Genomic DNA, 25363 nt, shown 5'->3' on the forward strand with positions numbered 1-25363 from the left:
CAGCTTGACTGTTACGTGTAGGTGCTTGGTTCACCTGGCGCGGGCCTGGAAGTGCTTGCGACACTTTCGATTTCCATATATTTCCGATTAGAGCTTGTTTCCGGGCAATTGCAAGCAAAGTTATGCTTTTTCCGGTTCGGGGCGGAAAAAGGCGGGCCGCCTGGCGTTTTTTAAACGGTTGGCGACACGCCCGCAGGGGTATAGTTGGTTTCGGCAGCTCGCCTGTTAATTACAGAGAAAACTGCAGGGCCGGCTCCGGCCGCAGCGCTGTGCCGGCGGCGTTTAAAAATATCAGCGAATAATTAAACATTAGATATTTCACAGGCAGATTGCCAAGGACAATCCTGCCTACAGTTAACTAAGCTGTTGTTGGCCATGCTATTTCACCATATAAGGCTGAATCTTTTCCTGCAGATGGCTCCAGGAGCGTTTGGAGAAGACAACCGGTAAAGAAGCTTCTTTGGCTTTGCGTTTAATTAATTCGGCGATATTATGGGATATGTAATCTGTTATCACTAAGACCAGATCGGTATTGGCCGGTATTTGAATATCCTCAGATATCCGCTTGCGACCTTTAAAATGCAACAGCGTTTTGACACCTGCTTTGGAAAGATTGGAAGGTATATTGCCTAACACATCGGCACCGACGATAAATACTGACATAATATCACTCCTATCAATTGAAAATTATTATCATTCTCAATTACATTATAATGGACTTGATGCCTCACGTCAATAGGACAATCGGACTATATTTAAAATATAGCCATGGCGGCGGCAACAGCAGCCACAATCCCCGGCGGTGTGCCGTTAAGGCTTGTCCTGGGCTTGCTCGACGGCTACTAGTTTTACATCAGTCTGGTAGGTAAGCGGCATTGTGCTGGCCACTTCAAAATAGGCGTCGGCATAATTGCCGGCAATGACAGACTCACCGGTTTCCCGGCCGTCAATAATAACGCGGTATACTGGCATGTGTTTTTTCACCTCCCCGATTAGTTTGCCCCGTTTAATGACTAATCCGCCATTGACAAAAATGCCCAAGAAAAGTACAATAAATACGTAAATTCTTCTACCAGCATGCTGATAGCGTGCTTTTTTTCTTACCCCATTTCGCAGCCAGAATCTTAAGGATAAGAAAAATCTATACCTAAAGGGCACAGGTGGCTTCTGCCGGCGTCCTGAGGGACTTGCCACAAACCAAGTTTTTTATAATCAATTAATTTAGGAACGGGATAGCTGATGATTACAGTACGGGAAAAGGTCAGATTTGTGGAAACAGACATGATGGGCGTGGTCCACCATGCCAACTACTTTCGCTGGTTTGAGATGGCGAGGGTGGAGTATTTGCGGCAGGCCGGGGTACTGCTTAACGATTTAATGGCTGAGGATATTGTTTTTCCGATTACCGATGTAGATTGCAAATATCGCCTGTCAGCCAGGTTTGATGATATTATAGTTATCGAAGCGGTGCTGGCGGAAATGTCCAAAGTAAAGATGGTGTTTACCTACCGGGTGCTGCGTGAGCATGACGGCGCCCTGCTGGCTACAGGCCGTACGCAAAATGCTTTTACTAACAGACAGGGGAAAATTGTCCGTCTGCCGGACCACTATTTTAAAAAAATAAGCAGCTCGCTGCCAGATAAGGGTTGTTGACGACACTGCTGCAACAATCCCTGTCTTTTGCATATTATATATGGCGCCAAGGGAGACTAACTTGATAGGAGGTGGCGTCATTGGGAGATAATGCGCCAATCGGGATTTATGATTCCGGGCTGGGCGGGCTGACGGTGGTCAGAGAGGTCCTTAGCCTGCTGCCGGGAGAAGATATAATATATTTTGGCGATACTGCCCGTACCCCTTATGGCTCACGGCCGCCAGCAGAAATTCTGGGATTTATGCAGGAGATTTTGGCTTTTTTTGCGGGACAAAAGGTTAAAATGGCGATAACGGCCTGTAACACGATGACTGCTCTTGGTCTGGAGCAAGCCAAAACAGAGTTTCCGTTTTTATTGATCGGGGTGGACAATGGCGTGCCTGCTGCTTTGGCCGCCAGCCGGAAGCAGCGAATCGGGGTCATTGCCACCGAGGCGACTATCAATAGCGGCAATCATGCCCGGGCCATTAAGGCCGCGGCGCCGGCGGCCCGCGTATTTGCCCAGCCCTGTCCAAGCTTTGTTTCCCTCATTGAGCAGGAAAAGCTGTCCGGACCGGAGATTGAAACCGCCGCCCGTGAGTATCTTATGCCGCTGGCCGCCAGCGGGGTTGATGCGTTGATTCTCGGTTGTACCCATTATCCGTTTATCAGCCCGCTGATCCGGGAGCTTATGGGACCGGCGGTTGTCCTTATCGATCCGGCCCGGGAAACGGCAGCCGCGGCGCGTACTCAGCTGGCCCACACCGATAAGCTCGCCACCCGGGCGCGGGGGCAGGTGCGGTTATGCTTTTCCGCTGACTTGCCGCGGGCCAAGCGGGCGGCGGCCTGCGTGATCGATTTTCCCCGGGCCCGGAGCCAGGCTCCGAGTTTTGCATTGGTTAATTTACAGGCGTATTATTCGGAAGTTTAAAATACAAGGGTTTCCTGGCCGATACCCGATGTGGAGGCATTAGTATGGAAGTTTTAGCTGTTTTACTGATTCTCGTGGCAGGGGCAGCGGTGGCCGTCTGGCTGTATATTGCCAACCAGGGTGATGCTCATTTCCAATTTATTGTTGATCAGCGTACTGATTTTACGCTTGCGGAAATTACCCAGGCGGCCGCAACGTTTAAGGCCACGGTGCCATTTGTCAATAATGGTACGCAGGATGGTACGTTGATGGATGTTTTTCCCCGTCATTTTTTGCCGGGCGAGCAATTTGACGCCGTTGATACTGATGTACGGCTGACGCTGAACAGCGCGAACCGCAGTGATGGTTACTGGGAAGCCTATATTGTTCCTTTCAATACCGGCGGGGCTGTTATTTTAACCGTAACCTTCACCGCCAAAAGCGGCGACATCCGGGAGGCCCTTAAGGATATGGTTGATATGCCGATTGATATTATTTTTCAGGTAGTCGCCCGCAGCCCCTGGTATATTGATAAAAACCGGCTGGTAATGACAGCGGCTGAAATCCACAAGGCTCTTGCCGCCGGGCAGCAAGCTGCAGTCAGATAGGGGGGGATAGATATGACAGAGCAGGCCTTAGCGCTAAAACCGGTACCAACCCGGATTCTTACCGATAAAGATAATATTGTTGATATTATTGAGCACTATGCAAAAGAGGATATCGGCCCCAATGACGTTGTGTCGGTTGCGGAAAGTGTTGTGGCGATTACTCAGGGGCGGATCGTGCGGCCGGAAGAGCTCCAGCCGTCGCTGTTAGCCCGGATACTGTGCCGCTTTGTGCCGCAGAAAGGCAGTTTGTCTTCCGTATATGGCATGCAGGCGGCCATGAATGCCGAAGGCAGCGGCCGGGTTGCCTGGGCCATGTTCCTGGGGATGCTGGGCAAACTGGTAGGCAGGCACGGCCTCTTTTATGAACTGGCCGGTGAACAGGCGGCTTTGATTGATGATGTGACCGGAACGATGCCGCCGTTTGATAAATATTTGGTGTACGGTCCGGCTGACCCTAACGGTGTGGCTGAGGCGATCAAAAAACGTCTGGGCTGTTATGGGGCGGTTGTAGCCGATGTCAACGATCTCAAGCGGGCGGCAGTACTGGGGGTTACCCCGGGGCTTAATCCGCAAGAGATTGCCCGGCTCCTCATTGATAATCCGTTTGGCAATGCCAGTCAAAAGACACCGATCGTGATTATCAAAAACTACGGCTCAGCCGCCCAACGGGCAACAGGACAATAAATTTTGCTTTTTTCCGTAAACAGAGGGTAGGCAGTCTATCCTCTGTTTTAAATATCTATGTGCCAGCCCGGCGTTTGCTTACTAAGCACCGGTGGTGTTTAATCGCCTGGCGTTTCAGCACCCGAGAATCCCCGGCTTTTAGTCAGGGGGAGTGTCAACTTACCAATAGGAGATGTGATTGATATGGCCCGCATCGGCATTACGACTACTGTGCCGGTCGAGATTATTCTGGCCGCAGGGCATACCCCTGTTGACTTAAACAATATATTTATTACCAGCCCCGACGCCGGGCGCATGGTGGAAACGGCCGAGGAGGCCGGTTATCCCCGGAATATTTGCGGCTGGATAAAGGGATTATACGCGGTTGTGGTTAATAAGGAACTAAATGCCGGTTTTGGCGGTATTGATAAGGTCATCGCCGTTACGCAGGGGGATTGCAGCAACACCCATGCCCTGATGGAGACCTATGAGCTGGCCGGGGTCGAAACCATTCCCTTTGCCTATCCCTTTGACCGTGATTATGACCTGTTAAAACTGCAAATGGAAAAACTTATGGACGTCCTGGGGACAGACTGGGCAGCGGTTAACGCCGTTAAAAAACAGTTGGATAAGCTGCGTCTGCAAGTGGCTGAGATTGACCGGCTGACCTGGCAGGCCAATACGGTAAATGGTTTTAATAATCACTTATATCAGGTAAGCTGCAGTGATTTCAACAGTGATGCCGGTGTTTTTGCCCAGGATGTGGACCGGTTCCTGACTGTGGCCGGCAATGCCTGTGAATATGCTGAGGAATTGCGGCTGGGCTATATCGGCGTGCCGCCAATCTTTACTGATTTATATCCTTACCTGGAAACGATGGGGGCCCGGGTTGTCTTTAATGAGGTGCAGCGCCAGTTTGCCATGCCGTTTGCCACTGCTGACCTTGTTGAGCAATACCGGCTGTATACCTACCCTTATGGCGTATTTGGGCGCATCAAGGATATTGAGGCCGAGATTGAGCGCCGCAACCTTGACGGTATTATTCATTATGTGCAGAGTTTTTGTTTCCGGCAAATTGAGGATATGATTCTGCGGCAGAAACTGGCGGTGCCTATTCTGACGATCGAGGGCGATAATCCGGGGCGGCTTGATGCCAGAACCAGACTGCGGCTTGACAGCTTCCTGGAAATGCTGCGTTAAACCAGGACGGTAAAGGAGGAATAGTATGCGATGCGGCATAGATTTAGGCAGTCGCAGCGTTAAAGTGGTGGTTATGGCGGCCGACACACAACAACTGGCCGCAGCTACTGTTTATGAGACTGCCACATTTTACCGTGAGTACGGTCACAGGACGGACCGCGGTTTGGCTGTGGATTTTGCCGCCCTGGGCCTGCCGGCGGTAGCACAGCTGACTGCCACCGGTTATGGGCGCAATACTATTAATATTGTGGGGGCCACGGTCATTCCGGAACTAAAAGCCCATATGCTGGGCGCAATTGCGCAAACCGGCCTGACTGACTTTACCTTGCTGGACTTAGGCGGTCAGGACAGCAAGGTGATTAAAGTACGCAACAGCAGGATGGTGGATTTCCAGACTAACGACAAGTGTGCGGCCAGTACCGGCCGCTATCTGGAAAACATGGCCACTGTGCTGGGGATTGGCCTGGCCGAGCTGGCCGACTATAGTGAGCAGCCGGTCGAACTCAGTGCCACCTGCGCGATCTTTGGCGAGTCCGAGCTGATTGGGCGGATTGTGGAGGGCTTTAGTGTGGCGGAGCTGGCTGCCGGTGTCAATTACACGATCTATAAACGGATAAAACCCATGCTGAATGCCCTGAAGAGCGATATAATTGTGTTTACCGGCGGCGTGGCCTTAGGGGGGGCAATTCAGCAGTTTATTACCCGGGAAATGGGGCTGGAGGTGGTTGTGCCGGCCCACCCTCAGCTTAACGGGGCAATTGGCTGTGCTGTATATAAATAGCCGGCCGCAAGTGTTGGGAGGCGAACAGTTTGTTGTTGGGAATTGATGTGGGTGGAACCTTTACCGATGCCGTAATCATTGCCGACGGCCGCATAATGGCGTCAGGAAAAACGCCGACTACGCATTCGGCTTTGTTAAACGGTATTGTGACTGCGCTTGATAAGGTGCTGGCCGGCCTGGACGCCAGCCGGATAAAGCGGGTGGCCTTATCAACAACGATTGTGACCAATGCCCTGATCGAGGGGACAACCGATAAAGCCGCCCTGCTGCTCATGGCCGGGCCGGGGCTTAATCTTACCGGCCTGGTGCCGGCGTCTCCCTATTTTTTGTCAGGGTATACCGACCATCGCGGCCGGGAGCAGGCGGCCCCTGACCGGACCGAGGTTGCGGCCGCCTGCCGGGAGTTAAGCGGCACGGCCGTGGCGGCCGTGGCCGGCAAGTTTGCTGTGCGCAATCCGCTGCAGGAACAGCTGGTAGCCGGCTGGGTAGCGGAGGAGCTGAACCCGGCCTGTATTTCACTGGGGGCCCAGGTTTCAGGCTCATTAAATTATCTCCGGCGGATTAATTCCGCTTATTATAATGCTGCCGTCTGGCGAATATTCTCCCGGTTTGCTGCGGCCATGGAAACGGCGCTGACGGAACGGGGGCTCATCGCTCCGGTCTATATCCTCAAGGCGGATGGCGGCACACTGCCGCTGGCGGCGGCTAAAGCCAGACCGGTCGAGGCTGTGTTTACCGGCCCGGCGGCCAGTGTGCTGGGGATTATGGCCCTGGCGGCGCCGGCCGGGCCGGCAGTGTCGCTGGACATCGGCGGCACAACCACCGATATCGCTTTATGGCAGCACGGTGTCCCGCTGCTGGCGCCAGGCGGGGCGGCTGTCAACGGCTATCCGACGGCGATACGCTCGTTCTGGCTGCGGTCAGTGGGGATTGGCGGTGACAGTTATGTCCGCCGGGAAAATGGCAGCCTGGCGGTGGGGCCGATGCGCCGCGGGCCGGCGATGAGCAACGGCGGCACGGAACCTGCGGTCGCGGATGCGCTGCGGGTAGCCGGTCTGATTGACTACGGCAATCCGGCGCTGGCCCGGCAGGCGATGGCCAGCGTGGCGGCAGACGGCCAGACGCCGGAAGATGCTGCCTGGGCAACGCTGCGTGTGGCCACAGGTGTTGTGAGCCGGACAATAAGGGCGATGCTGACTGAGCAGGCGGAAAAACCGGTGTATAAAGTGGAAGATATTATCGCTGGCGAAGTCTATCAGCCGGAGCTGGTTATCGGTGTGGGCGGTGCCGCCCTGGGGCTGGCGCCGCTGGTGGCTGAGCAGCTGGAACTGCCGTGGCAGGTGCCGCCGGGATATATGGTGGCTAATGCGGTGGGGGCGGCGTCAGCCCGGTCGACAACGGAAATTACCCTGCGGGCGGATACGGCCCAGGGGTTTTATACTGTGCCGGAGCTGGGCATCAAGCGGCCGGTTGATAAAAAGAATTTTACGTTACAGCAAGCCTGGGCGGCGGCGGCTGTCCATCTGGGCGAACGGGCGGCCGCGGGCGGCATGGCTGAGGCGGCGGCTCACAGTGAGCGGATCTATGAGGAAGAATTTAATGTAATTCGCGGGTTTACGACCATTGGCAAGATTATGACCTGCAGGCTGCAGGCAACCCCCGGCGTATTGATGCCGGTACGGGTGCGGGAGGCGGGAGTATGAGCGGAAAATCTTTGGGGTTAGTCTTTTTTCCGGCTTTTGACTGGGCGATAACACCGGCGCATCCGGAACGCGAAGAGCGTCTGCTCTATACCCGGGACCAGATTGTGGAAGAAGGGCTGCTGGATTTGCCGAATATTAAGGAATTCCGGCCCCGGCTGGCCCGGTTGCAGGATGCCGAGCGTGTCCATATCGGTGTGCCGGGGCTGGCCCAGCTGATTACCGATGCTCACCTGGTGTCGGCCGGCGGGGCCATAACCGCCGCCGAGGCGGTTATGCGCCGGGAAGTACACAGCGCCTTTGCCCTGGTGCGGCCGCCCGGGCATCACGCCATGCGGGTGGTTCATGGTACGCGGGGCTTTTGTACTATCAATATCGAAGCGGTTATGGTAGAATATCTCCGGCGCCATTATGGCCTTAACCGGGTGGCGGTCGTGGATACCGATGTTCATCACGGTGACGGCACGCAGGATGTTTTTTATCATGATCCGGACACTCTGTTTATATCGCTGCATCAGGATGGCCGGACGCTGTATCCGGGGACCGGGGCCATGTCCGAGCTGGGCAGTCCCGGCGCATTCGGCGCCACCGTTAACATCCCGCTGCCGCCGGGCACCACGGACCAGGGCCTGCATGTTGTGCTTGATCAGCTTGTCTTGCCGATGCTGGAAGATTTTAAGCCGGACATGATTATTAACTCGGCCGGGCAGGATAATCATTATAGCGACCCGCTGGCCAATATGGCGATTACAGCCCAGGGCTATGCGCGGCTGACGGAAAAGCTGGGCGCCGATATTGCCGTGCTGGAGGGCGGCTATGCCATCGAAGATGCCCTTCCCTATGTAAATACCGGTATCATCCTGGCCATGGCCGGTTTGGACTATAGCCGGGTGGTGGAGCCTGATATTGCCCGCTGCCCGCGCCAGTCAGAAACCAATACCCGCTATATTGCCAAGCTGGTAGCAGAGTGGCAGGACATCTGGCGCCGGCGGGACGAACTTAAGCGTGAGGCTGTTGCCAAAGCCGGAGACCTTTGGCAGCGCCGGCGGAATATCTACTATGACGACAGCGGCATCCAGGAACAACAGCAGGAAACAGTACGGCAGTGCCCATTCTGTCAGGGCTATCAGACTGTAGCTACCCAGGCTGACAGCAGGGCCGGCGGCAGCAGGTCGGCTTTTGCCGCTATTATTCCCCGCCAAAGCTGCGGCGTCTGCCGGCGTCAGGCCCAGGCCGCCGTACATAATGCCAAACAAGATGGCCGGCACGATCACTACTACCTTCAGGATAAAGAGCAGGATACACTGGAAGAAATCTAAAAAATATCTATTCTTTGAGGAGGTCATTATGACCAGAGCAGACGGACGGGCAGTGAACGAACTGCGGCAAGTTAAGATTACCCGCAATTATTTAAAATATGCTGAAGGCTCAGTGCTGGTGGAGTTTGGTGATACCAAGGTTATCTGTGCTGCAACCATTGAGGATAAAGTCCCGCCCTTTTTAAAGGGGTCGGGTGAAGGCTGGGTGAGTGCCGAATATTCGCTCATGCCGCGCTCCACCCAGAGCCGCAATGTGCGCGAGGCGGCCAGGGGCAAGCTGACCGGCCGTACCCATGAAATCCAGCGGTTAATCGGCCGGGCCCTGCGGAGCGTGATTGACCTTAAGGCCCTGGGGGAAAAAACGATCTGGCTGGACTGTGATGTTGTCCAGGCCGATGGCGGCACCCGGACAGCGGCCATTACCGGCGCCTTTGTGGCGCTGGTTGATGCGGTTAACAGCATTTGGGGGGAGAGCCCCAAGCCTTTTCCGGTGAAAGACTTTTTAGCGGCCGTCAGTGTCGGTATTCTTCCGGCCGGCGTTTATCTGGATTTGTGCTATAGCGAGGACTCCACGGCGGTCGTGGACATGAATCTGGTTATGACCGGCAGCGGTCAGTTTGTCGAAGTCCAGGGAACCGGCGAAAAAGGAACATTTACGCAGACCCAGTTACATGAGCTGCTGGCTGTCGGTGGTCAGGGCATAGAGGAATTACTGGATATACAGAAAGAAACGCTGGGCCAGCTGGCCTGGAAAGTAGGCCGGGAGGGATAACAAATGCCGCAGGCAAGCCAAGAGATTATTATCGCCAGCAAAAATGCCGGCAAAGTGGCTGAATTTAAGGTGGCGTTAAGCCGCCTGCCGTACCGGGTGACTTCTTTAGCTGATTTAGGCAATTTTCCGGAGGCCCCGGAAAACGGCCTGACTTTTACTGCCAATGCCTGTGCTAAAGCGAAGTTTTACGCCCGGCTGACCGGCAAGCTGTGTCTGGCTGACGACTCCGGTTTAGAGGTCGATTACCTAAAGGGGGGCCCCGGGGTTTATTCGGCCCGGTATGCCGGGGAGCATGCCGGTGATAGTGATAACAATAAAAAGCTGCTGGCTAATCTGACCGGCGTGCCGGCGGCAAAACGCAGCGGCCGCTTCCGGTGTGTGCTGGCCTTGGCTGATGCCGACAAAGTAATCCTTACCGCCGAAGGGACCGTGGAAGGCATTATTCTTTCTGAGCCGCGCGGCACGCAGGGATTCGGTTACGACCCGCTGTTTTTGCTGCCGCAATTTGCACGTACGCTGGCGGAAATGAATCAGGAAGAAAAAAATGCCATCAGCCATCGGGGCCAGGCCATCAGAGAATTGGTTAACCAACTGGCGGCGCTGGCCAAATGAGAATAGGCGTTGTCAGTGACAGTCATGGCGACGCCGGGGTGCTGCACCGGGTGCTGGCCGATGCCGGGACGGTTGCGCTATGGCTGCATGCCGGCGATTATTACCGGGACGGCCGGCGGCTGGCTGAGCTGTCAGGGCTGCCGGTGACCGGGGTGGCGGGGAATTGCGACCGGACCCAGGACGTACCTGCCGATGAGTACATCGAAGCGGCCGGCAAGAAAATCTGGCTGACCCACGGCCACCGGCAGCATGTAAAATACGGTGTCGATGAGCTGGTCTGGTGGGGCCGGCAATACGGTGTCGATATCGTGGTTTTTGGTCATACCCATATTCCGTACAATCACCGGCATCAGGAAATACTGATCTTTAATCCCGGCAGTCCGGGAGCGCCGCGGGGCGGAGCAGCGCCAAGCTACGGCATCTTAGAGATCCATGCCGGCGGTACAATTGAGGGAACTATCAGGGAATTATAACCTTGCCGGCCGGCAAGGTTTTTCTTTTTGCCTCAGCAGAATGTAAAAAAATCAATGCTATGTCTAAGCTGAGAAAAATCTATGTTCTAAAGGGCACAGGCGGCTTAGGCCGCTGCATATATTAGTACACAGCGATGCCACAGTAGGGGAGGTGAACAGAGATGGAAGGAGCTGGTGTCGGCATTCGGGCTTTGTCCACAATTGTTGACGGGATATTGCTGGCGGTGATCGGCGGGGCCGTCGCCGCCGCCCTCGGGGGAGCGCATTATTTGTGGTCGTTGGTCATTGGCTTTTGTTACTACACCTACTTTGAAAGCAGTTATGGGGCTACGCCCGGTAAAATGCTGTGCGGGCTTAAGGTTGTGAAAGCTGACGGGTCAGCCTGTGATCTGCGGTCGGCAGCTGTGCGTACTGCCTGCAGGCTTATTGACGGTTTATTTTTCTATTTTATCGGTGCGGTGCTGATCTGGACTTCAGTGAATAATCAGCGTCTGGGAGACCGGCTGGCCGCTACGCTGGTGATTAAGGTACAATAAAATTATCCGGCAAGCCGGCAGCGATAACACCGGCATATATAAGGCATAATAAAGGGGCAGAGCGAGTTCTGCCTTTTTATTATGCTGTTCTTCCGGTGGCTGCCAGCGGGGGCCGCAATGTTAAAGGCATGACTAATTGGCAGAGAAGAGAGAAAAATATAAATTTTTTCTTTTCGTGGTGGATTTTTGCTAAAATGTTCTTGATTTTTGACACATGCTATGGGATAATAATAATGTAAAACAAAATTGGATTAATCCATTAATCCAATAAATTAGGATGATGACTGTGATTGTACAAAAACTTGGCGTGCCGATTTACCTGCAAGTGAAAGCGCACATTTTGGACAAAATAAAAACAGGTTATTACAAACACGGTGACAAGCTGCCAACAGAACGCCAGTTATCAGAACAACTGGGCATTAGCCGGAATACGGTCAGCGCCGCTTACAAAGAACTGCTGCTGGAGGGGGTTTTGGAGGCGCAGCAGGGACGAGGGACCTTTGTGCGCGAACAGACGGCCGATCCCATGGTTGCCGGGGCCGATATTGCCGGCAGCAGGCTGGAGCGGGCTCTTAAGGTGATTGATGCGGCTATGCTGCAGGTAGTGGAATTTGGTTTTACGGTGGAGCAGTTTGCGGCGCTGGTTGCTATCCGGGCCAAAGAAAAGGAGTTTGCCGTCAGGGCGCTCAGGGTTGCGGTTATTGACTGTACCTTTGAATATGTGGAACGGTTTGTGGCGCAGCTGGGGCAAGTGGCCAAAGTACACTTTGAAGCGGTTACGCTGGCCGATGTACTGACAGGAATTGTTAAACCGGAGTTTCTCGCGGCCTGCGATCTGATAGTGACGACAATGGAACACCAGGCGGCGATTGCCGAGCGTCTCGGCAGCGGTAATAAACTGATGGTTGTGGCTACTACGCCGAACCTGGAGGCGGTAATCAAGTTAGCCCGGTTAGCGGCAGGTACGGAAGTGGCTGTTGTTGCCAAGACCCGGGAATTTGTCACAGCCCTGAACAGGCTGCTGGCCAAAATTGGCTGCAGCGGCCTTGTGCTGAACCCGTGCGTCGGTCAGGGCGGCGAGCAGGTAAAGCAATGTATTGCTCATCACAAGGTGGTTGTTACTGCCGACTCAATGCACAGCATTGTGCGCCAGGCAGCCGGTGCAGACCAGGACATCATCACCTTTTATTATGAAATCGACCAGGGATCACTCCAACAGGTTATTAGCCGGTTGGTTACTGAGTCCGATAAAGCAAAGGAGTAGTGGAAATGACAAACAAGGTAAAGGTTATATTAGGTGTGATTGGTGCCGACTGTCATGCTGTGGGTAATAAAATCCTCAATCATGCGCTTACCGCTGCCGGCTATGAGGTAATTAACCTGGGTGTACTGGTTCCGCAAGAGGAATTTGTTAATGCCGCCATTGAAACCGACGCGAAAGCCATTCTGGTTGCTTCTCTGTATGGCCATGGTGAGATTGACTGCCGGGGGCTGCGTGACCGCTGCCGTGAAGCCGGCATTGAAGATATCCTGCTCTATGTTGGCGGCAACCTGGTTGTCGGCAAAACAGATTTTAAAGAGGTAGAAGAAAAGTTCCTGGCGATGGGATATGACAAGGTTTATGAGCCGGGAACGCTGCCGGACGTGGTACTGGCCGACCTGCAAGCGGATTTGATATAAAAAGGGGTCTGGTATTTTGAATAATGTATTGCTCATCGACTTCGGCAGTACTTATACCAAAATTACAGCGGTAGATATTGAACAGGAACAGGTATTAGGTACTGCCCGGGGGATTACTACTGTTACCACCGATATCATGGACGGCCTTAATCAGGCCCTGGCCGCGTTGTTTGCCCGGACCGGCAAGCTTGATTTCAGCCAGGTGCTGGGCTGTTCAAGCGCGGCCGGCGGGCTGAAAATGATCGCTGTCGGCTTAGTGCCGGAGATGACGGCCGAGGCTGCCAAGCGGGCGGCGTTGGGGGCCGGCGCCAAGGTGCTGAAGGTGTTCAGTCATGAGTTAAGTGAATATGAGCTGGAAGAGATTGCCGGGCTACAGCCTGATATTATTCTCCTGGCCGGCGGTACCGACGGCGGCAATCAAAAAGTCATCGTCCATAATGCTCAGATGCTGGCCGGGCTGGGCCTGGACATACCGGTAGTGGTAGCCGGCAATAAGTCGGTAACGCCGGCGGTGGTTAAAATCCTGGCGGCGAAAATGACCGAGGTCCGGCCCACCGAAAACGTTATGCCCAGGCTGGATGAACTTAATATTGAGCCGGCCCGGGTTGTTATCCGGGATATATTTCTGAACCGCATCACTGAAGCCAAGGGCTTAAACCGGGCCAATAAAATGGTTGACCGGCTGGTTATGCCGACACCGGCTGCCGTTTTGAAAGCGGCCGAGCTGTTAAGCCAGGGCGGGGGCGGGGAAACAGGCCTCGGTGATTTAATGGTAATGGACATCGGCGGCGCCACCACCGATGTGTACTCGATCGCTAAAGGCGATCCCACCGTGGGCGGGGTTTCGTTAAAGGGTCTGGCTGAGCCGTTTGGCAAACGCACGGTGGAAGGGGACCTGGGCATGCGCTATAGTGCCGGCGCCCTGTTAAAAGCCGCCGGGGCGGAGATGATTGCCGGCTATGCCGGTGTGACGCCGGCCGCCGCCGCCGCCTATGTCGCCAAAGTGGAAGCCGATATCGATTATCTGCCGGCAACGGAGGCCGAAGCGGCCGTTGAGATTGCGATGGGCAAAGCCTGCGTAAAGCTTAGTGCCGACAGGCATGTGGGGCATCTGGTTATTTACTACACGCCCTTTGGCATCAGCCATGTCCAGAATGGCAAGGATCTGACCAGGGTGGCCACGGTGATCGGCACCGGCGGGGTGATTGTCAACAACCCCAAGCCGGCGGAGATCTTGAAGGGCATATTATTTGATGAAAATAGCCCGGAGGTACTCAAGCCACAGCAACCGGAGTTTTTCATTGACCAGGATTACATCATGGCATCGATGGGCCTGCTGGGCGAAGAATATCCTGCTGCAGCGGTGCGAATGATGAAAAAATACATTATCAAGCAATAGTTGATAAGAGGAGGCTTTTGTTCACATGGAACTTAAGAATAAAAAGTGGACGCATGACGAGTTTTATGCCACCCGCGAGGAAGTCCTGACCCACTGGCCGACAGGCAAAGAGGTCGATTTTGCAGAAGCGGTCAAATATCATGAAAACATCCCGGCCAAACGCCATTTTGCCAAACGCCTGGTCAAAGCCAAAAAAAACGGCGAGACCCTGACCCAACCGCGTGCCGGTGTTGCCCTTATTGATGAACATATAAATTTGCTTAACTTCCTGAAGACGGAAGGGGAAGCCGACCTCCTGCCCAGCACTATTGACAGCTATACCCGCCAAAACCAGTATAAAGAAGCCCAGAACGGTATTGAAGAAAGCCTGAAAGCCGGGCGCTCCCTGTTAAACGGCTTCCCGGCTGTTAATCACGGGGTTGCCGGGGTACGCCGGGTTGTGGAAAGTGTTGACGCGCCGCTGCAGGTTCGTCATGGCACCCCGGATGCCCGCTTGTTAGGTGAGATTACGATTGCCGCCGGTTACACCTCTTACGAGGGTGGCGGTATTTCCTACAATATTCCTTATGCCAAAAGTGTGTCGCTGGAAAAGACGATCTACGACTGGCAGTATTGCGACCGGATGATTGGCATTTATGCCGAACATGGTATTGAGATCAACCGGGAACCGTTTGGGCCGCTGACCGGTACCCTGGTGCCGCCCAGTGTTTCGCACGCGGTAGCGATCATCGAAGGTATTCTTGCGGCCGAACAGGGTGTAAAGAATATCACCCTTGGCTATGGTCAGTGCGGTAATCTGATTCAGGATATTGCCGCCATTCGCGCCCTGGAACAGCTGGCCGAAGAATATATGAACAAACACGGCTACAATGGTTGTGTACTTACCACTGTGTTTCATCAATGGATGGGCGGATTCCCGCAGGATGAGGCCAAGGCCTTTGGGGTTATTTCCTGGGGCGCGGCGACGGCAGCCCTGGCGAAAGCCACCAAGGTTATTGTCAAGACCCCTCATGAAGCCTTGGGTATTCCGACGAAGGAAGCCAACGCCCAGGGGCTGCGCACCACCAAACAGATGATTAATATGCTGAAGGATCAGGCTTTCCCGCTGACGAGTGAGCTGGAGCTGGAAATCAATATAATTAAAGCTGAAACCCGCTGCATTCTGGATAAGGTATATGAGCTGGGCGGCAATGATTATGCCGTCGGGGCGGTGCGGGCTTTCGAGGCCGGTGTGCTTGATGTGCCGTTCGCGCCCAGCAAGTTCAGCCTGAACAAAATCCTGCCGGCCCGTGATAACAACGGGGCTGTGCGCCTGTTCGATGTCGGCAATCTGCCGTTTACGCCGGACCTTGTTGCTTTCCATCAGGACAAGATGGCGGAGCGGGCCAGAGCCGAAGGCCGTTCCGCCAGTTTCCAAATGGTGATTGACGATATCTATGCTATCTCCAAAGGTAATCTGGTAGGCCGCCCGCGGTAAGCCGCCGGTTCTGCTGCTGAACCAGCCGGGTGCGGCGGCCGGTGATTAACCTGACCGCACGCCTGCCTCTTTTTATTGTTAACATAAATACTAAGGAGCGATACAATGAAAATAGTTGATGTAGTTTGCGCCAAAGGCCGGACCGGTTTTTACTTCGATGATCAGCGGGCCATTAAGGCCGGGGCTGCTCATGATGGCTTTACCTATATCGGACAGCCTGTCACTGCCGGTTTCAAGGCTGTCCGTCAGGCCGGGGAAGCCGTATCGGTTATGATTATGCTGGAAGACGGCCAGATTGCTTGTGGCGACTGCGCGGCTGTGCAATATAGCGGCGCCGGCGGCCGGGATCCCTTATTCCTGGCAGAGGATTTTATTCCGGTTATTGAGAAAATGATTAAACCCCGGCTGGTTGGCCGGGAACTGGCTTCTTTCAAGCAGCTGGCGGAAGAGATCGACAACCTGACCTACGACGATGGCAAACGGATTCACACGGCTTTGCGGTATGGGGTTACCCAGGCGATTTTGGCTGCGGTGGCCAAAGCCAAGAAACAGCTGATGTGCGAAGTGATTGCCGCTGAATATAACACCCAGGTAAGTGAGCAGGAAATTGCTATCTTTACCCAGTCGGGCGATGACCGTTATAATAATGTTGACAAAATGATTATTAAGCATGCTGAGGTATTACCCCACGGCCTGATTAATAATGTGCAGGAGAAGCTGGGAGAAAACGGCGAACTGCTATTAGAATATGTGGGCTGGCTGCGGGACCGGGTGGCTCAGCTCAAAACCACGGCCGACTATGCGCCGGTACTGCATATTGACGTATATGGCACAATCGGCCTGGCCTTCCAAAATAATGTTGACCGGATGGTGGAATTTTTCCGCCGGCTGGAACAGGCGGCCGCGCCCCTTACGCTCCGCATTGAAGGCCCGGTGGATGTTGAGGACCGGGAACAGCAGATTGAGGTGCTGGCCGCGATTACTTCCCGCCTGCATGCCGAGCAAATTAATGTTGAGATTGTTGCCGACGAGTGGTGCAATACCTTTGATGATATTAAGGATTTTGCCGACAAAGGCGCCGGCGACATGCTGCAGATCAAAACCCCTGACCTTGGCGGCATTAACAATATTATTGAAGCTGTCCTGTACTGCAAGCAGAAAGGGGTTGGCGCTTATCAGGGCGGTACCTGCAATGAGACCAACCGCTCGGCCGAGGTCTGTGTCCATATCGCGATGGCAACCCAGCCTGTACAAATGCTGGCTAAACCGGGCATGGGCGTAGACGAGGGCTATATGATTGTTTATAATGAGATGCAGCGCATTCTTGCAGTGCGCCGGACTCGCAAACACTAAGAAACTAACTGCTAGAGGTTCCGGGTGCCAGGCAAAACCAGGCCGCTGACAGGGGTTTAGCAGTGCAGAGGGGGGGACCTGTCATGAAATCCACGGTTACACTAGGTCTTGGTGACCAGCTTATGTATTCCAGCTACTTTGCTCCCCGCGGCCGCAACCGCATGTACATCCTGGGGCAGCAGCTGAGTGAACGCTATTTGTCGCCGCTTGACCGGCTTATCGGGATCATCGGCGATGCCGGTGCCGGTAAATCATCGATGGTAAAGGGGATGTTTCCGGGACTGGAGCTTACGAATGATGACGACGGTGTTAATATCAGGCCGCTGCCATTGCTTAAGAATATCGACCGGGGATTTTTCTCCAGCCACACCTATCATCTTGATATGCGGTTTGAACTGGCTTTTACGCAGATCCATGTTTTGGCGGAGGCTGTCCGGCAGGCCCTGGCTCATGATAAACGGGTCATTGTCGAGCACTTTGACCTCCTGTATCCCTTGCTCAAAACCAATGCCGATGTCCTCATCGGCGTTGGCGGCGAGGTTATTGTTGTCCGGCCAACCGTGTTTGGCCCTGTACCGCAGGAAATCAGGGATGTTGTCGTAAAAACCCTCCAATACCGGAAAATGGCGCACACGGCCGAAGACCTTACCACCCGGGTCCTGGTTAACGACTACGGGGCGATCCTGGAATTCCGCCACCGCGATGTTCATCATGGCTTTGTGCTGGAATACCCGCTGGAGTTGTCGGCTGCCTTGCCGGAGGTGGAGCGGAAGGTGAAAAAGCTGATTGAGGAAGAGATCAATATCAGCTATTGCGATGAGGGCCATATTAAGATTGGCGATATGACCTGGGCCTGTTCGGGGCCGCGCACGCATGTGCGCAATACGGAAGAGATTGAAAACTTCCGTCTGATGCCTGAATATAAATTTGATCCCAAAACCCGGACCTATCTTATTATCGGCCTTGTCGGTCCCATGTCGGATACGCTTGATGGGTTTAACCTGTTAAACACTGTCAATTGTTAAAAGGCTGATTACCTGCTTAAGGCTGATCAGTCTTGTTTTTCTTATCCCGGCAGAATTTATAAAATTTGCTGCTATGGGCTAAGGGCAGAAAAATTTTTACCCTAAAGGACACGGCTGGCTTTAGCCGGTGTCCTGGGGGACTTGGCACAAGCCAGGTTTTTTTAACATGATCAGAAAGTATAGCGGTTTCTGATCATAAGTAAGAACGACTAAGACTTCTGCCAGCGTCCTGCCGGACTTGGCACAAGTCAGGTCTTTTCTTAAGGAGGGGTAGTATGAATGAGCTTAAGCCGGCGCAAGCCGGAACTCTTGAATCCAATGATATTATGATAACCGTGGCGCCCGGGGCTCAGGGCAGTGGCATAAGCATTGAACTGGAAAGCATTGTTTTCGCTCAATACGGCCAGGCTATCCGGAAGACAATTACGGCCGTCATTGCTGAGCAGGACATTACTGATATATATATTAAGGCGGTGGACCGGGGGGCGCTGGACTGCACAATCCGGGCCCGTACGCTGGCCGCCCTCACCCGGGCCGGCGTTGTGCCGGCAAAGGAGCTGATATAATGGATTTGCGCCGGACGATGTTATTTATGCCGGGCAATAACCCCGGTATGCTGCAAAACGGCGGTGTCTTCGGGGCTGATGCCATTATTCTTGATCTGGAAGACGCAGTGGCGCCACAGGAAAAAGACGCCGCCCGGCTGCTGGTGGCCGAAGCCTTGAGAACTATCGATTACCGGGCCAGTGAGAAGGTAGTGCGGATTAACCCGCTGGACACCTTTGCCCGGCAGGACATTAAGGCGATTGTGCCTTGCGGCCTTGATGCCATTATAGTGCCGAAAGTGGAGAGCCCGGAAGATATCCGGCAGGCCGCCCGTCTGGTGGCGGCGGCGGAAACGCCGGGGCAGGCGCCGGTTAAACTGATCGCCCTGCTGGAAACCCCCTGCGGTATTGCCGAGGCCTATCCGATTGCCAGGGCGGATAAGCGGGTGGCAGGACTGGCTTTTGGCGCCGAGGACTATACAGCAGCCCTGGGGGCGAAACGGACTAAAGAAGGCACTGAGATATTCAGCGCCCGGACCATTGTGGTGAACAGCGCCGCCGCTGCCGGCATTCAGTCTATTGACACCCCGTTTACCGATGTCAATGACCGGGATGGCCTGCTGGCGGATACTGCTTTGGCCAAACAGCTGGGGTTTAAAGGCAAATTGGCCATTAACCCCCGCCAAATTGATGATATTCATCGTGTGTTTGACCCCACTGCCCAGGAAATTGACTGGGCCCGGCGGGTCATAAAAGCGATCCGTAAAGCGGAGGCCGAAGGTGCAGGGGTGGCTTCGCTTGACGGCAAAATGGTCGATGCCCCGATTGTTGCCAGGGCTGAGCGTACACTGCATCTGGCCCGTTTGCTGGGTTTGGCCGAGGGAGGCTTATTATGAACCAATTAACAAATGCAATCGGCCGCAGTCTGCCGGCCGATGTTGACGGCTACGGACCGGTACAGCCCTTTGCCGGGGCCTTTGCCACCGTCCCTGCTATGCGGCGGCAGGCGCCTAAGGTAAAACGGATTCTGCCGGGCGAGCAAAAACTGACGGCAGACCTGGCCGCAGTCTTCAAGCGTATCCCGGTTACCGATGGGATGACGCTGTCGTTTCATCACCACCTGCGCAATGGCGACGGGGTTGTCAATATGGTGCTGGCCGTGGCGGCCCGGCTGGGACTTAAGAACCTGACTGTCGCTTTAAGCTCGGTTTTTCCTGTTCATGCCCCCCTGGTCGAGCATGTTAAAAACGGCGTGGTAACAGGTCTTGATACGAATTACCTGTCAGGGCCGGTGGCCCAGGCGGTGTCCCACGGTGTGTTCCCCCGGCCGGTGGTGCTGCGAACACACGGCGGGCGGGCCCGGGCCATTGAATGCGGCCAGTTGAAAATTGACGTTGCTTTTATTGCCGCCCCGGCGGCTGATGAGTACGGCAATCTCAACGGTGTTGCCGGTCCGGCGGCCTGCGGCTCACTCGGCTATGCGATGCCTGATGCGCAGTATGCCGACCATGTTGTGGCCATTACCGATTATCTGCTGCCGTTTCCGCTGGCACCGATATCGATCCCGCAAACGCGGGTCGATTATGTAGTGAAGGTTGATTGTATCGGCGACCCGAAGGGGATTGTTTCCGGCACCACCAAGATAACCAGGGACCCGGTCGGCCTGAAAATTGCCGAAACAACCGCCAAAGTGATTAAAGCCACCGGTCTGATTAAAGACGGATTTTCCTTCCAGACCGGTGCCGGCGGCGCATCGCTGGCCGCTGCCTACTATGTCCGGCAGATGATGGAAGAAACCGGCGTAACCGGCAGCTTTGCCCTGGGGGGGATAACCGGTTATATGGTGGAGATGCTGGAAAGCGGACTTTTTAGAAAACTGATTGATGTTCAGGGGTTTGATCTTGAGGCGGTACGTTCGTTAGCGGCCAATCCCAATCATTTGGAGGTGGGCGCCGATTTTTATGCCAGCCCGTTTAACCTGGGCGCCGCTGTCAATAACCTGGATGTGGTGGTCCTGGGGGCGACTGAGATCGATACCGGGTTTAATATTAATGTGGTAACAGGCTCGGACGGGGTGGTTATGGGCGGTTCCGGCGGCCACAGTGATGCGGCGGCGGGGGCGAAAGTGACGATTGTTGTTGCCAACCTGCTGCGCGGCCGTCTGCCTATTATTATGGATAAGGTGCTGACAGCGACCACGCCGGGGGAAACGGTGGACGTACTGGTCACCGAGCGTGGTGTTGCCGTTAACCCGCGCCGCCGCGATTTATATGAGAAACTGCAGGCTGCCGGCTTGCCGTTAAAAACGGTAAACGAGCTAAAGGCCCTGGCTGAGGAAATTGCCGGTATACCTGCGGCTGTGACCACGCAGGCGAAGATTGTTGCCATTGTTGAGTACCGTGACGGGACCGTAATTGATGTGGTCAGGCAGGTCAAATAAAAGATTAAGCAATACGGTGGCCAACAAGCTGGCGATGATCCCGGGCGGGAGAGCAAACCCTCAGCCAGGTGGTCAGCGTCAGCCTGATAATCCGGTGTTGCTGCTGCCGGCGGGTGAACGGGGAGGGGATTGGTATGTGGGCAAACTATGATATCAGAGAGATTAACCTTGATAATACCAGGGAAGTTGAGGCTGTCCGTACTTTTTTGGCCGGTTTTGATCTGACTTATGATGGCAGTGCCGATTATACGGTGGCCTTTTATCAACAGGCCGAGATGATCGCTACCGGTTCCCTGGCCGGCGAGGTATTGCGCAATATTGCCGTTGCCCCTAAGCTGCAGGGGGAGGGGCTGACTGCCAAGGTTGTCAGTCAGCTGATGCAGCAGGCCGGGCAACGGGGAATTTATCACTATTTTATCTATACCAAGCCCGCTGCCGCGCCGCTGTTTACGGCCTTAGGCTTTAAAGAGGTAGCTCGCTGCGAGCCCTTTGCTGTGTTACTGGAATCCGGGCTGGGTTCCATTGACAGTTACTGCCGGCAGGCGGCAGCTCAGGCCGCGCAGTTACCGGCCGGCCCCAGAGCCGCCCTTGTTGTTAACTGTAATCCGTTCACCTTAGGCCATAAAGCCCTGATCGCCCGGGCGGCAGGTGAAAACCAGGGGGTGGTTGTCCTGGTCGTCAGTGAAGAAAAGTCACTGTTTCCCTTTGCGGTGCGGGAGCGCTTAGTCCGGGAGGGACTGACGGAGTACAATAATGTTTTAGTATTGCCGGCCGGCAAATATATTGTTTCCGCTGCGACCTTTCCCGGCTACTTTACCCGCGGCGCAGACACAGAGCAGGCGCAGGCGTGCCTTGACGCCACCATTTTTGCCCGTTATATTGGTCCGGCCCTGGGTGTGAACAGGCGTTATGTCGGCGATGAGCCCTATTGTGCAACCACCAGTGGCTATAATCAGGCATTAGCGGCCATACTGCCGCAGCACGGCATTGAGCTGGTAATGATATCTCGCATCAAGGATGGGGACGAGGCGATCAGCGCCTCGCGGGTGCGGGAGCTGATCCGCCGTCAGGACTGGGCTGCTGTTAAACAACTGGTGCCGGCAACAACCTACCAGTATCTGCTGTCACCGGCAGCGCAGCCCGTCATTGACCGTATTCAGGCCAGCCGTTCGCGGCATTGACAGTCCAGCCGTTCCGCAGTAGCCGCAGCTGTTTACGATAGCCCTTATGCCGGCCAATCAACTGGTCTGTCAGCCAACAGCAAATATATTTAGGGGGTATTTATATGGATGTACGCGAAGCTGCTTTACAACTGCACCGCGATAATCAGGGCAAGCTGGCGGTTGCGCCCAAGGTGCCGCTTTCCAGCCGCTATGATCTCAGCCTGGCCTACACTCCCGGCGTCGCTGAGCCCTGCCAAGAGATCAAAGACAATAAGGAGTTATCCTTTGAGCTTACCTGCCGGGGCAATATGATTGCCGTTGTTTCCGACGGGACACGGGTACTGGGGCTTGGCGACATTGGCCCCGAGGCGGCGCTGCCGGTTATGGAAGGCAAAGCGGTATTGTTTAAAGTATTTGGTGATGTTGATGCTGTGCCTATTTGCCTTGACACCAAAGATCCGGACAAGATTATTGAGACTGTTACCTATCTGCAGCCTACTTTTGCCGGCATTAATCTGGAAGACTTTTCGTCACCCAAGTGTTATGACATAGAAGATCGATTAAAAGAGAAAATGGATATACCGGTGTTTCATGACGACCAGCACGGTACCGCGATTGCCGGCGTGGCGGCTCTGATCAGTGCGTTGCGGTTTGTAAACAAAGACCTGGCTGCCGCCAAAATAGTTGTTAATGGCGCCGGTGCGGCCGGCACGGCCATTGGCCGTCTGCTGGTCAATGCCGGGGCGAAGAATGTAATTATGGTGGATATTCACGGTGCCCTCTATCAGGGGATGCCTGGTCTGAACCGGGTTCAGGCCGAGCTTGCCCAGGTCACTAATCTGACAAAGCTGGCAGGTAAGCTGGAAGTTGCGGCCAAAAATGCCGACGCCCTGATCGGGGTATCGGCATCGGGTGCCTTTACCCAAGCGATTATTAAGCATATGAATAGCGATGCGATTGTTATTGCCATGGCCAATCCTGTCCCGGAGATAAGCTATGCAGAAGCGAAAGCAGCCGGGGCCAGGGTTGCCGGCACCGGCCGGTCCGATGCGCCTAACCAGGTAAATAATGTGACTGTGTTCCCCGGCGTATTCCGGGGCGCGATTGATGTCAGAGCCCGCCAAATCAATGAAGCGATGAAACTTGCCGCTGTGTATGCGCTGGCTGACCTGATTCCCGTGTCCGAACTGCGGGAGGATTATATTGTACCTGATGTCTTTGACCCGCGTGTGGCCCCGGCGGTGGCGGCCGCCGTCGCCAGGGCCGCCATGGAGACTGGTGTGGCCAGGGTTAAGGTTGACCCTGAAGACATTCGGCGAAAAACAGCAGCGCGCATTAAGCAGAACCGCTAAGTAAGGAGGAAAGCATGCGTACAATCGACGCCGCACAAATTACAGCCGCTGTCGCTAAGCTGGCTGTTGACGCCAACTATTATTTGTCCGACGATATTCGCACCGCCTTAGAGTCAGGCCGCGAACGGGAAGAATCCCCGTTAGGCCAAGCGATTCTCGGGCAGCTGGTGGAAAACGCCTGTATAGCCCGGGACGAGCAGATGCCTATCTGTCAGGATACAGGTATGGCCGTTATCTTCATGGAGATTGGCCAGGAGGTCCACATTACCGGCGGCAGCCTGGCTGAGGCCGTCAATGCCGGTGTAGCCAGGGGCTATACGGAAGGCTATCTGCGAAAATCAGTTGTCGCCGAGCCGTTATTCAATCGAAAGAATACCGGGGACAATACGCCGGCAGTGCTGCATACCAGCATTGTAGCCGGTGACAAAATAAAAATTGTGTTAGCACCCAAAGGCTTTGGCAGCGAAAATATGAGTACCCTTAAAATGTTTAAGCCGGCAGATGGCTTGCCGGCCATCCGGCAATTCCTGGTTGATACTGTTTTTAACGCCGGGTCCAATCCCTGTCCGCCTATTGTTGTCGGCATCGGTATCGGCGGCACGATGGAAAAAGCAGCGATTATTGCCAAACAAGCCCTGCTGCGGCCGATTAATCAGCGTAATCCCCAGCCGGAGTATGCCAAGCTTGAACAGGAATTTTTAGAATTGGTTAATAAGACCGGTGTAGGCCCGCAGGGTCTTGGCGGCCGGGTGACAGCCCTGGCTGTCAATATAGAGTATTATCCAACCCACATTGCCGGTCTGCCTGTGGCGATTAACATCAACTGTCATGCCACCCGCCATGCCGAAGTGGAATTGTAAGGGGGACTGGAAGATGGAAGAGGCAATTAAGCTTGTCACCCCGCTGGCGGCTGCCAAAGCGCGTCAGCTTAAAGCCGGAGATTTGGTGTTGATTACCGGTACGATTTATACCGCCCGCGATGCCGCTCACAAACGGATGGTGGAAGCGCTGGCTGCCGGCGAACGACTGCCGGTTGATTTCACAGACCAGATTATATACTATGTCGGCCCGGCACCGGCTAAACCCGGTCAGGCAATAGGTTCGGCCGGCCCCACCACCAGCGGCCGTATGGATGCCTACACCCCGCGCCTGCTGGACCAGGGGCTGCGCGGTATGATTGGCAAGGGCTACCGCTCACCGGCGGTGGTTGCAGCGATGCAGCAGCATGGTGCCGTCTACTTCGCCGCCACTGGCGGGGCGGCCGCCCTGATCGCCAAAACCATTAAAAAATATGAGATCGTGGCCTACGAGGACCTTGGTCCGGAGGCCTTGTCCCGCCTGACGGTCGAAGATTTTCCGGCCATTGTTGTTATTGACAGCGAGGGGCGTAATTTTTACACAGCAGGTCAGTCCAAGTATCGCGAGCTCTGAAAACTGCCAGTGGTGCCCGGCACATAAAAAGTGCCGGCACCAGCTTAAAACATAGAACGACGGGCCATAATCCTCGCTTGACAAACAATCCAATAATAAAGTATAATATATTTTGTGACTACGGGGCGTGGCTCAGTTTGGTAGAGTACCTGGCTTGGGACCAGGGGGCCGCAGGTTCGAATCCTGCCGCTCCGACCACTTAATGTGCGGGTGTAGCTCAATGGTAGAGCACTAGCCTTCCAAGCTAGCTACGAGGGTTCGATTCCCTTCACCCGCTCCATTTTATTTTCA

The 25363-nt window shown here is 54.6% G+C and carries 28 protein-coding genes and 2 tRNA genes; 28 read left to right on the forward strand and 2 right to left on the reverse strand.

What is annotated here, in order from left to right:
• Window positions 1-378: 378 nt before the first annotated feature.
• Together SPTER_RS05205 and SPTER_RS24570 are read right to left on the reverse strand one after the other, a co-directional pair.
• Window positions 379-663 (reverse strand): DUF2325 domain-containing protein, encoded by a 285-nt coding sequence (locus tag SPTER_RS05205; protein WP_211367480.1) that lies wholly within the window; start codon window positions 661-663, stop codon window positions 379-381.
• Window positions 664-810: 147 nt separating this feature from the next.
• The gene (locus SPTER_RS24570) at window positions 811-972 is read right to left on the reverse strand and encodes a hypothetical protein (protein ID WP_170233156.1); all 162 of its coding nucleotides are present in this window, start codon (window positions 970-972) and stop codon (window positions 811-813) included.
• A gap of 267 nt (window positions 973-1239) precedes the next feature.
• On the opposite strand from SPTER_RS24570, the gene SPTER_RS05210 reads away from it, so the two are divergent.
• From SPTER_RS05210 to SPTER_RS05340, 28 genes are all read left to right on the forward strand, one after another.
• Window positions 1240-1653 carry an acyl-CoA thioesterase gene (locus SPTER_RS05210; protein ID WP_144349356.1) on the forward strand — a complete coding sequence of 138 codons (414 nt, stop codon included), beginning with the start codon at window positions 1240-1242 and terminating at the stop codon, window positions 1651-1653.
• An 80-nt stretch (window positions 1654-1733) separates the two neighbouring features.
• Window positions 1734-2564 carry a glutamate racemase gene (gene murI / locus SPTER_RS05215; RefSeq protein WP_144349357.1) on the forward strand — a complete coding sequence of 277 codons (831 nt, stop codon included), beginning with the start codon at window positions 1734-1736 and terminating at the stop codon, window positions 2562-2564.
• 44 nt (window positions 2565-2608) lie between these two features.
• A complete protein-coding gene (locus SPTER_RS05220) occupies window positions 2609-3151 on the forward strand; it encodes a hypothetical protein (RefSeq protein WP_144349358.1) in 543 nt (180 codons plus the stop codon).
• Between the two features lie 12 nt (window positions 3152-3163).
• Window positions 3164-3835 carry a coenzyme F420-0:L-glutamate ligase gene (locus tag SPTER_RS05225; RefSeq protein ID WP_144349359.1) on the forward strand — a complete coding sequence of 224 codons (672 nt, stop codon included), beginning with the start codon at window positions 3164-3166 and terminating at the stop codon, window positions 3833-3835.
• A 183-nt stretch (window positions 3836-4018) separates the two neighbouring features.
• Window positions 4019-5014, forward strand: a complete 996-nt coding sequence (locus tag SPTER_RS05230; protein ID WP_144352759.1) for a 2-hydroxyacyl-CoA dehydratase family protein — start codon at window positions 4019-4021, stop codon at window positions 5012-5014.
• 25 nt (window positions 5015-5039) lie between these two features.
• Window positions 5040-5795: an acyl-CoA dehydratase activase gene (locus SPTER_RS05235; RefSeq protein ID WP_144349360.1), complete on the forward strand. Its 756-nt coding sequence runs from the start codon at window positions 5040-5042 to the stop codon at window positions 5793-5795.
• A 29-nt stretch (window positions 5796-5824) separates the two neighbouring features.
• Window positions 5825-7498, forward strand: coding sequence for a hydantoinase/oxoprolinase family protein (locus SPTER_RS05240; protein WP_144349361.1), 1674 nt, complete (start codon window positions 5825-5827; stop codon window positions 7496-7498).
• Window positions 7495-8814 carry a histone deacetylase family protein gene (locus tag SPTER_RS05245; protein ID WP_144349362.1) on the forward strand — a complete coding sequence of 440 codons (1320 nt, stop codon included), beginning with the start codon at window positions 7495-7497 and terminating at the stop codon, window positions 8812-8814. The genes SPTER_RS05240 and SPTER_RS05245 overlap by 4 nt, the downstream gene beginning before the upstream one ends.
• Before the next feature lie 28 nt (window positions 8815-8842).
• Window positions 8843-9586 carry a ribonuclease PH gene (rph, locus tag SPTER_RS05250; protein ID WP_144349363.1) on the forward strand — a complete coding sequence of 248 codons (744 nt, stop codon included), beginning with the start codon at window positions 8843-8845 and terminating at the stop codon, window positions 9584-9586.
• A 3-nt stretch (window positions 9587-9589) separates the two neighbouring features.
• Entirely contained in the window at window positions 9590-10198 is a 609-nt protein-coding gene (locus SPTER_RS05255) for an XTP/dITP diphosphatase (RefSeq protein WP_144349364.1), read from the forward strand.
• On the forward strand, window positions 10195-10671 hold the full coding sequence (locus SPTER_RS05260; RefSeq protein WP_144349365.1) for a metallophosphoesterase family protein: 477 nt from the start codon (window positions 10195-10197) through the stop codon (window positions 10669-10671). The genes SPTER_RS05255 and SPTER_RS05260 overlap by 4 nt, the downstream gene beginning before the upstream one ends.
• A gap of 161 nt (window positions 10672-10832) precedes the next feature.
• Window positions 10833-11207, forward strand: coding sequence for an RDD family protein (locus SPTER_RS05265; RefSeq protein WP_144349366.1), 375 nt, complete (start codon window positions 10833-10835; stop codon window positions 11205-11207).
• Window positions 11208-11493: 286 nt separating this feature from the next.
• Window positions 11494-12471, forward strand: coding sequence for a GntR family transcriptional regulator (locus SPTER_RS05270; RefSeq protein ID WP_144349367.1), 978 nt, complete (start codon window positions 11494-11496; stop codon window positions 12469-12471).
• 5 nt (window positions 12472-12476) lie between these two features.
• The gene (gene glmS, locus SPTER_RS05275; RefSeq protein WP_144349368.1) at window positions 12477-12887 is read left to right on the forward strand and encodes a methylaspartate mutase subunit S; all 411 of its coding nucleotides are present in this window, start codon (window positions 12477-12479) and stop codon (window positions 12885-12887) included.
• Between the two features lie 16 nt (window positions 12888-12903).
• A complete protein-coding gene (glmL, locus tag SPTER_RS05280) occupies window positions 12904-14286 on the forward strand; it encodes a methylaspartate mutase accessory protein GlmL (RefSeq protein WP_144349369.1) in 1383 nt (460 codons plus the stop codon).
• Window positions 14287-14311: 25 nt separating this feature from the next.
• Entirely contained in the window at window positions 14312-15763 is a 1452-nt protein-coding gene (locus tag SPTER_RS05285; protein ID WP_144349370.1) for a methylaspartate mutase subunit E, read from the forward strand.
• A gap of 105 nt (window positions 15764-15868) precedes the next feature.
• Complete coding sequence (locus SPTER_RS05290; protein WP_144349371.1) at window positions 15869-17116, forward strand: methylaspartate ammonia-lyase; 1248 nt, start codon at window positions 15869-15871, stop codon at window positions 17114-17116.
• Between the two features lie 83 nt (window positions 17117-17199).
• Window positions 17200-18141 (forward strand): P-loop NTPase family protein, encoded by a 942-nt coding sequence (locus tag SPTER_RS05295; RefSeq protein ID WP_246105491.1) that lies wholly within the window; start codon window positions 17200-17202, stop codon window positions 18139-18141.
• Between the two features lie 275 nt (window positions 18142-18416).
• Window positions 18417-18707 (forward strand): citrate lyase acyl carrier protein, encoded by a 291-nt coding sequence (gene citD / locus SPTER_RS05300; RefSeq protein WP_144349372.1) that lies wholly within the window; start codon window positions 18417-18419, stop codon window positions 18705-18707.
• Window positions 18707-19582 (forward strand): HpcH/HpaI aldolase/citrate lyase family protein, encoded by an 876-nt coding sequence (locus tag SPTER_RS05305; RefSeq protein ID WP_144349373.1) that lies wholly within the window; start codon window positions 18707-18709, stop codon window positions 19580-19582. Before citD ends, SPTER_RS05305 begins: the two co-directional genes overlap by 1 nt.
• Window positions 19579-21126, forward strand: a complete 1548-nt coding sequence (citF, locus tag SPTER_RS05310) for a citrate lyase subunit alpha (RefSeq protein ID WP_144349374.1) — start codon at window positions 19579-19581, stop codon at window positions 21124-21126. The genes SPTER_RS05305 and citF overlap by 4 nt, the downstream gene beginning before the upstream one ends.
• Window positions 21104-21277, forward strand: a complete 174-nt coding sequence (locus tag SPTER_RS24575; RefSeq protein WP_170233157.1) for a hypothetical protein — start codon at window positions 21104-21106, stop codon at window positions 21275-21277. The genes citF and SPTER_RS24575 overlap by 23 nt, the downstream gene beginning before the upstream one ends.
• Entirely contained in the window at window positions 21261-22307 is a 1047-nt protein-coding gene (citC, locus tag SPTER_RS05315) for a [citrate (pro-3S)-lyase] ligase (protein WP_144349375.1), read from the forward strand. The genes SPTER_RS24575 and citC overlap by 17 nt, the downstream gene beginning before the upstream one ends.
• A 104-nt stretch (window positions 22308-22411) precedes the next feature.
• Window positions 22412-23641 (forward strand): NAD(P)-dependent malic enzyme, encoded by a 1230-nt coding sequence (locus tag SPTER_RS05320; RefSeq protein WP_144349376.1) that lies wholly within the window; start codon window positions 22412-22414, stop codon window positions 23639-23641.
• 14 nt (window positions 23642-23655) lie between these two features.
• Window positions 23656-24501, forward strand: coding sequence for a fumarate hydratase (locus tag SPTER_RS05325; RefSeq protein ID WP_144349377.1), 846 nt, complete (start codon window positions 23656-23658; stop codon window positions 24499-24501).
• A gap of 13 nt (window positions 24502-24514) precedes the next feature.
• Window positions 24515-25072, forward strand: coding sequence for a Fe-S-containing hydro-lyase (locus SPTER_RS05330; RefSeq protein ID WP_246105492.1), 558 nt, complete (start codon window positions 24515-24517; stop codon window positions 25070-25072).
• Between the two features lie 121 nt (window positions 25073-25193).
• Window positions 25194-25270 (forward strand) — tRNA-Pro (locus SPTER_RS05335).
• An 8-nt stretch (window positions 25271-25278) separates the two neighbouring features.
• Window positions 25279-25352 (forward strand) — tRNA-Gly (locus SPTER_RS05340).
• Window positions 25353-25363 lie beyond the last annotated feature (11 nt).

It is taken from the genome of Sporomusa termitida (assembly GCF_007641255.1).
Classification (GTDB): Bacteria; Bacillota; Negativicutes; order Sporomusales; family Sporomusaceae; genus Sporomusa; species Sporomusa termitida.

What these genes read in the sequence shown, in the direction of transcription:
- glmS (WP_144349368.1), top strand. Translation starts at nt 12,477, where the DNA reads ATGACAAACAAGGTAAAGGTTATATTAGGTGTGATTGGTGCCGACTGT.
- SPTER_RS05210 (WP_144349356.1), top strand. Translation starts at nt 1,240, where the DNA reads ATGATTACAGTACGGGAAAAGGTCAGATTTGTGGAAACAGACATGATG.
- SPTER_RS05325 (WP_144349377.1), top strand. Translation starts at nt 23,656, where the DNA reads ATGCGTACAATCGACGCCGCACAAATTACAGCCGCTGTCGCTAAGCTG.
- SPTER_RS05245 (WP_144349362.1), top strand. Translation starts at nt 7,495, where the DNA reads ATGAGCGGAAAATCTTTGGGGTTAGTCTTTTTTCCGGCTTTTGACTGG.
- SPTER_RS05235 (WP_144349360.1), top strand. Translation starts at nt 5,040, where the DNA reads ATGCGATGCGGCATAGATTTAGGCAGTCGCAGCGTTAAAGTGGTGGTT.
- rph (WP_144349363.1), top strand. Translation starts at nt 8,843, where the DNA reads ATGACCAGAGCAGACGGACGGGCAGTGAACGAACTGCGGCAAGTTAAG.
- SPTER_RS05205 (WP_211367480.1), bottom strand. Translation starts at nt 663, where the DNA reads ATGTCAGTATTTATCGTCGGTGCCGATGTGTTAGGCAATATACCTTCC.
- SPTER_RS05265 (WP_144349366.1), top strand. Translation starts at nt 10,833, where the DNA reads ATGGAAGGAGCTGGTGTCGGCATTCGGGCTTTGTCCACAATTGTTGAC.
- SPTER_RS24570 (WP_170233156.1), bottom strand. Translation starts at nt 972, where the DNA reads ATGCCAGTATACCGCGTTATTATTGACGGCCGGGAAACCGGTGAGTCT.
- SPTER_RS05255 (WP_144349364.1), top strand. Translation starts at nt 9,590, where the DNA reads ATGCCGCAGGCAAGCCAAGAGATTATTATCGCCAGCAAAAATGCCGGC.
- SPTER_RS05285 (WP_144349370.1), top strand. Translation starts at nt 14,312, where the DNA reads ATGGAACTTAAGAATAAAAAGTGGACGCATGACGAGTTTTATGCCACC.
- citF (WP_144349374.1), top strand. Translation starts at nt 19,579, where the DNA reads ATGAACCAATTAACAAATGCAATCGGCCGCAGTCTGCCGGCCGATGTT.
- SPTER_RS05290 (WP_144349371.1), top strand. Translation starts at nt 15,869, where the DNA reads ATGAAAATAGTTGATGTAGTTTGCGCCAAAGGCCGGACCGGTTTTTAC.
- SPTER_RS05320 (WP_144349376.1), top strand. Translation starts at nt 22,412, where the DNA reads ATGGATGTACGCGAAGCTGCTTTACAACTGCACCGCGATAATCAGGGC.
- SPTER_RS24575 (WP_170233157.1), top strand. Translation starts at nt 21,104, where the DNA reads ATGTGGTCAGGCAGGTCAAATAAAAGATTAAGCAATACGGTGGCCAAC.
- SPTER_RS05305 (WP_144349373.1), top strand. Translation starts at nt 18,707, where the DNA reads ATGGATTTGCGCCGGACGATGTTATTTATGCCGGGCAATAACCCCGGT.
- SPTER_RS05295 (WP_246105491.1), top strand. Translation starts at nt 17,200, where the DNA reads ATGAAATCCACGGTTACACTAGGTCTTGGTGACCAGCTTATGTATTCC.
- SPTER_RS05330 (WP_246105492.1), top strand. Translation starts at nt 24,515, where the DNA reads ATGGAAGAGGCAATTAAGCTTGTCACCCCGCTGGCGGCTGCCAAAGCG.
- SPTER_RS05230 (WP_144352759.1), top strand. Translation starts at nt 4,019, where the DNA reads ATGGCCCGCATCGGCATTACGACTACTGTGCCGGTCGAGATTATTCTG.
- citD (WP_144349372.1), top strand. Translation starts at nt 18,417, where the DNA reads ATGAATGAGCTTAAGCCGGCGCAAGCCGGAACTCTTGAATCCAATGAT.
- SPTER_RS05220 (WP_144349358.1), top strand. Translation starts at nt 2,609, where the DNA reads ATGGAAGTTTTAGCTGTTTTACTGATTCTCGTGGCAGGGGCAGCGGTG.
- SPTER_RS05260 (WP_144349365.1), top strand. Translation starts at nt 10,195, where the DNA reads ATGAGAATAGGCGTTGTCAGTGACAGTCATGGCGACGCCGGGGTGCTG.
- citC (WP_144349375.1), top strand. Translation starts at nt 21,261, where the DNA reads ATGTGGGCAAACTATGATATCAGAGAGATTAACCTTGATAATACCAGG.
- SPTER_RS05225 (WP_144349359.1), top strand. Translation starts at nt 3,164, where the DNA reads ATGACAGAGCAGGCCTTAGCGCTAAAACCGGTACCAACCCGGATTCTT.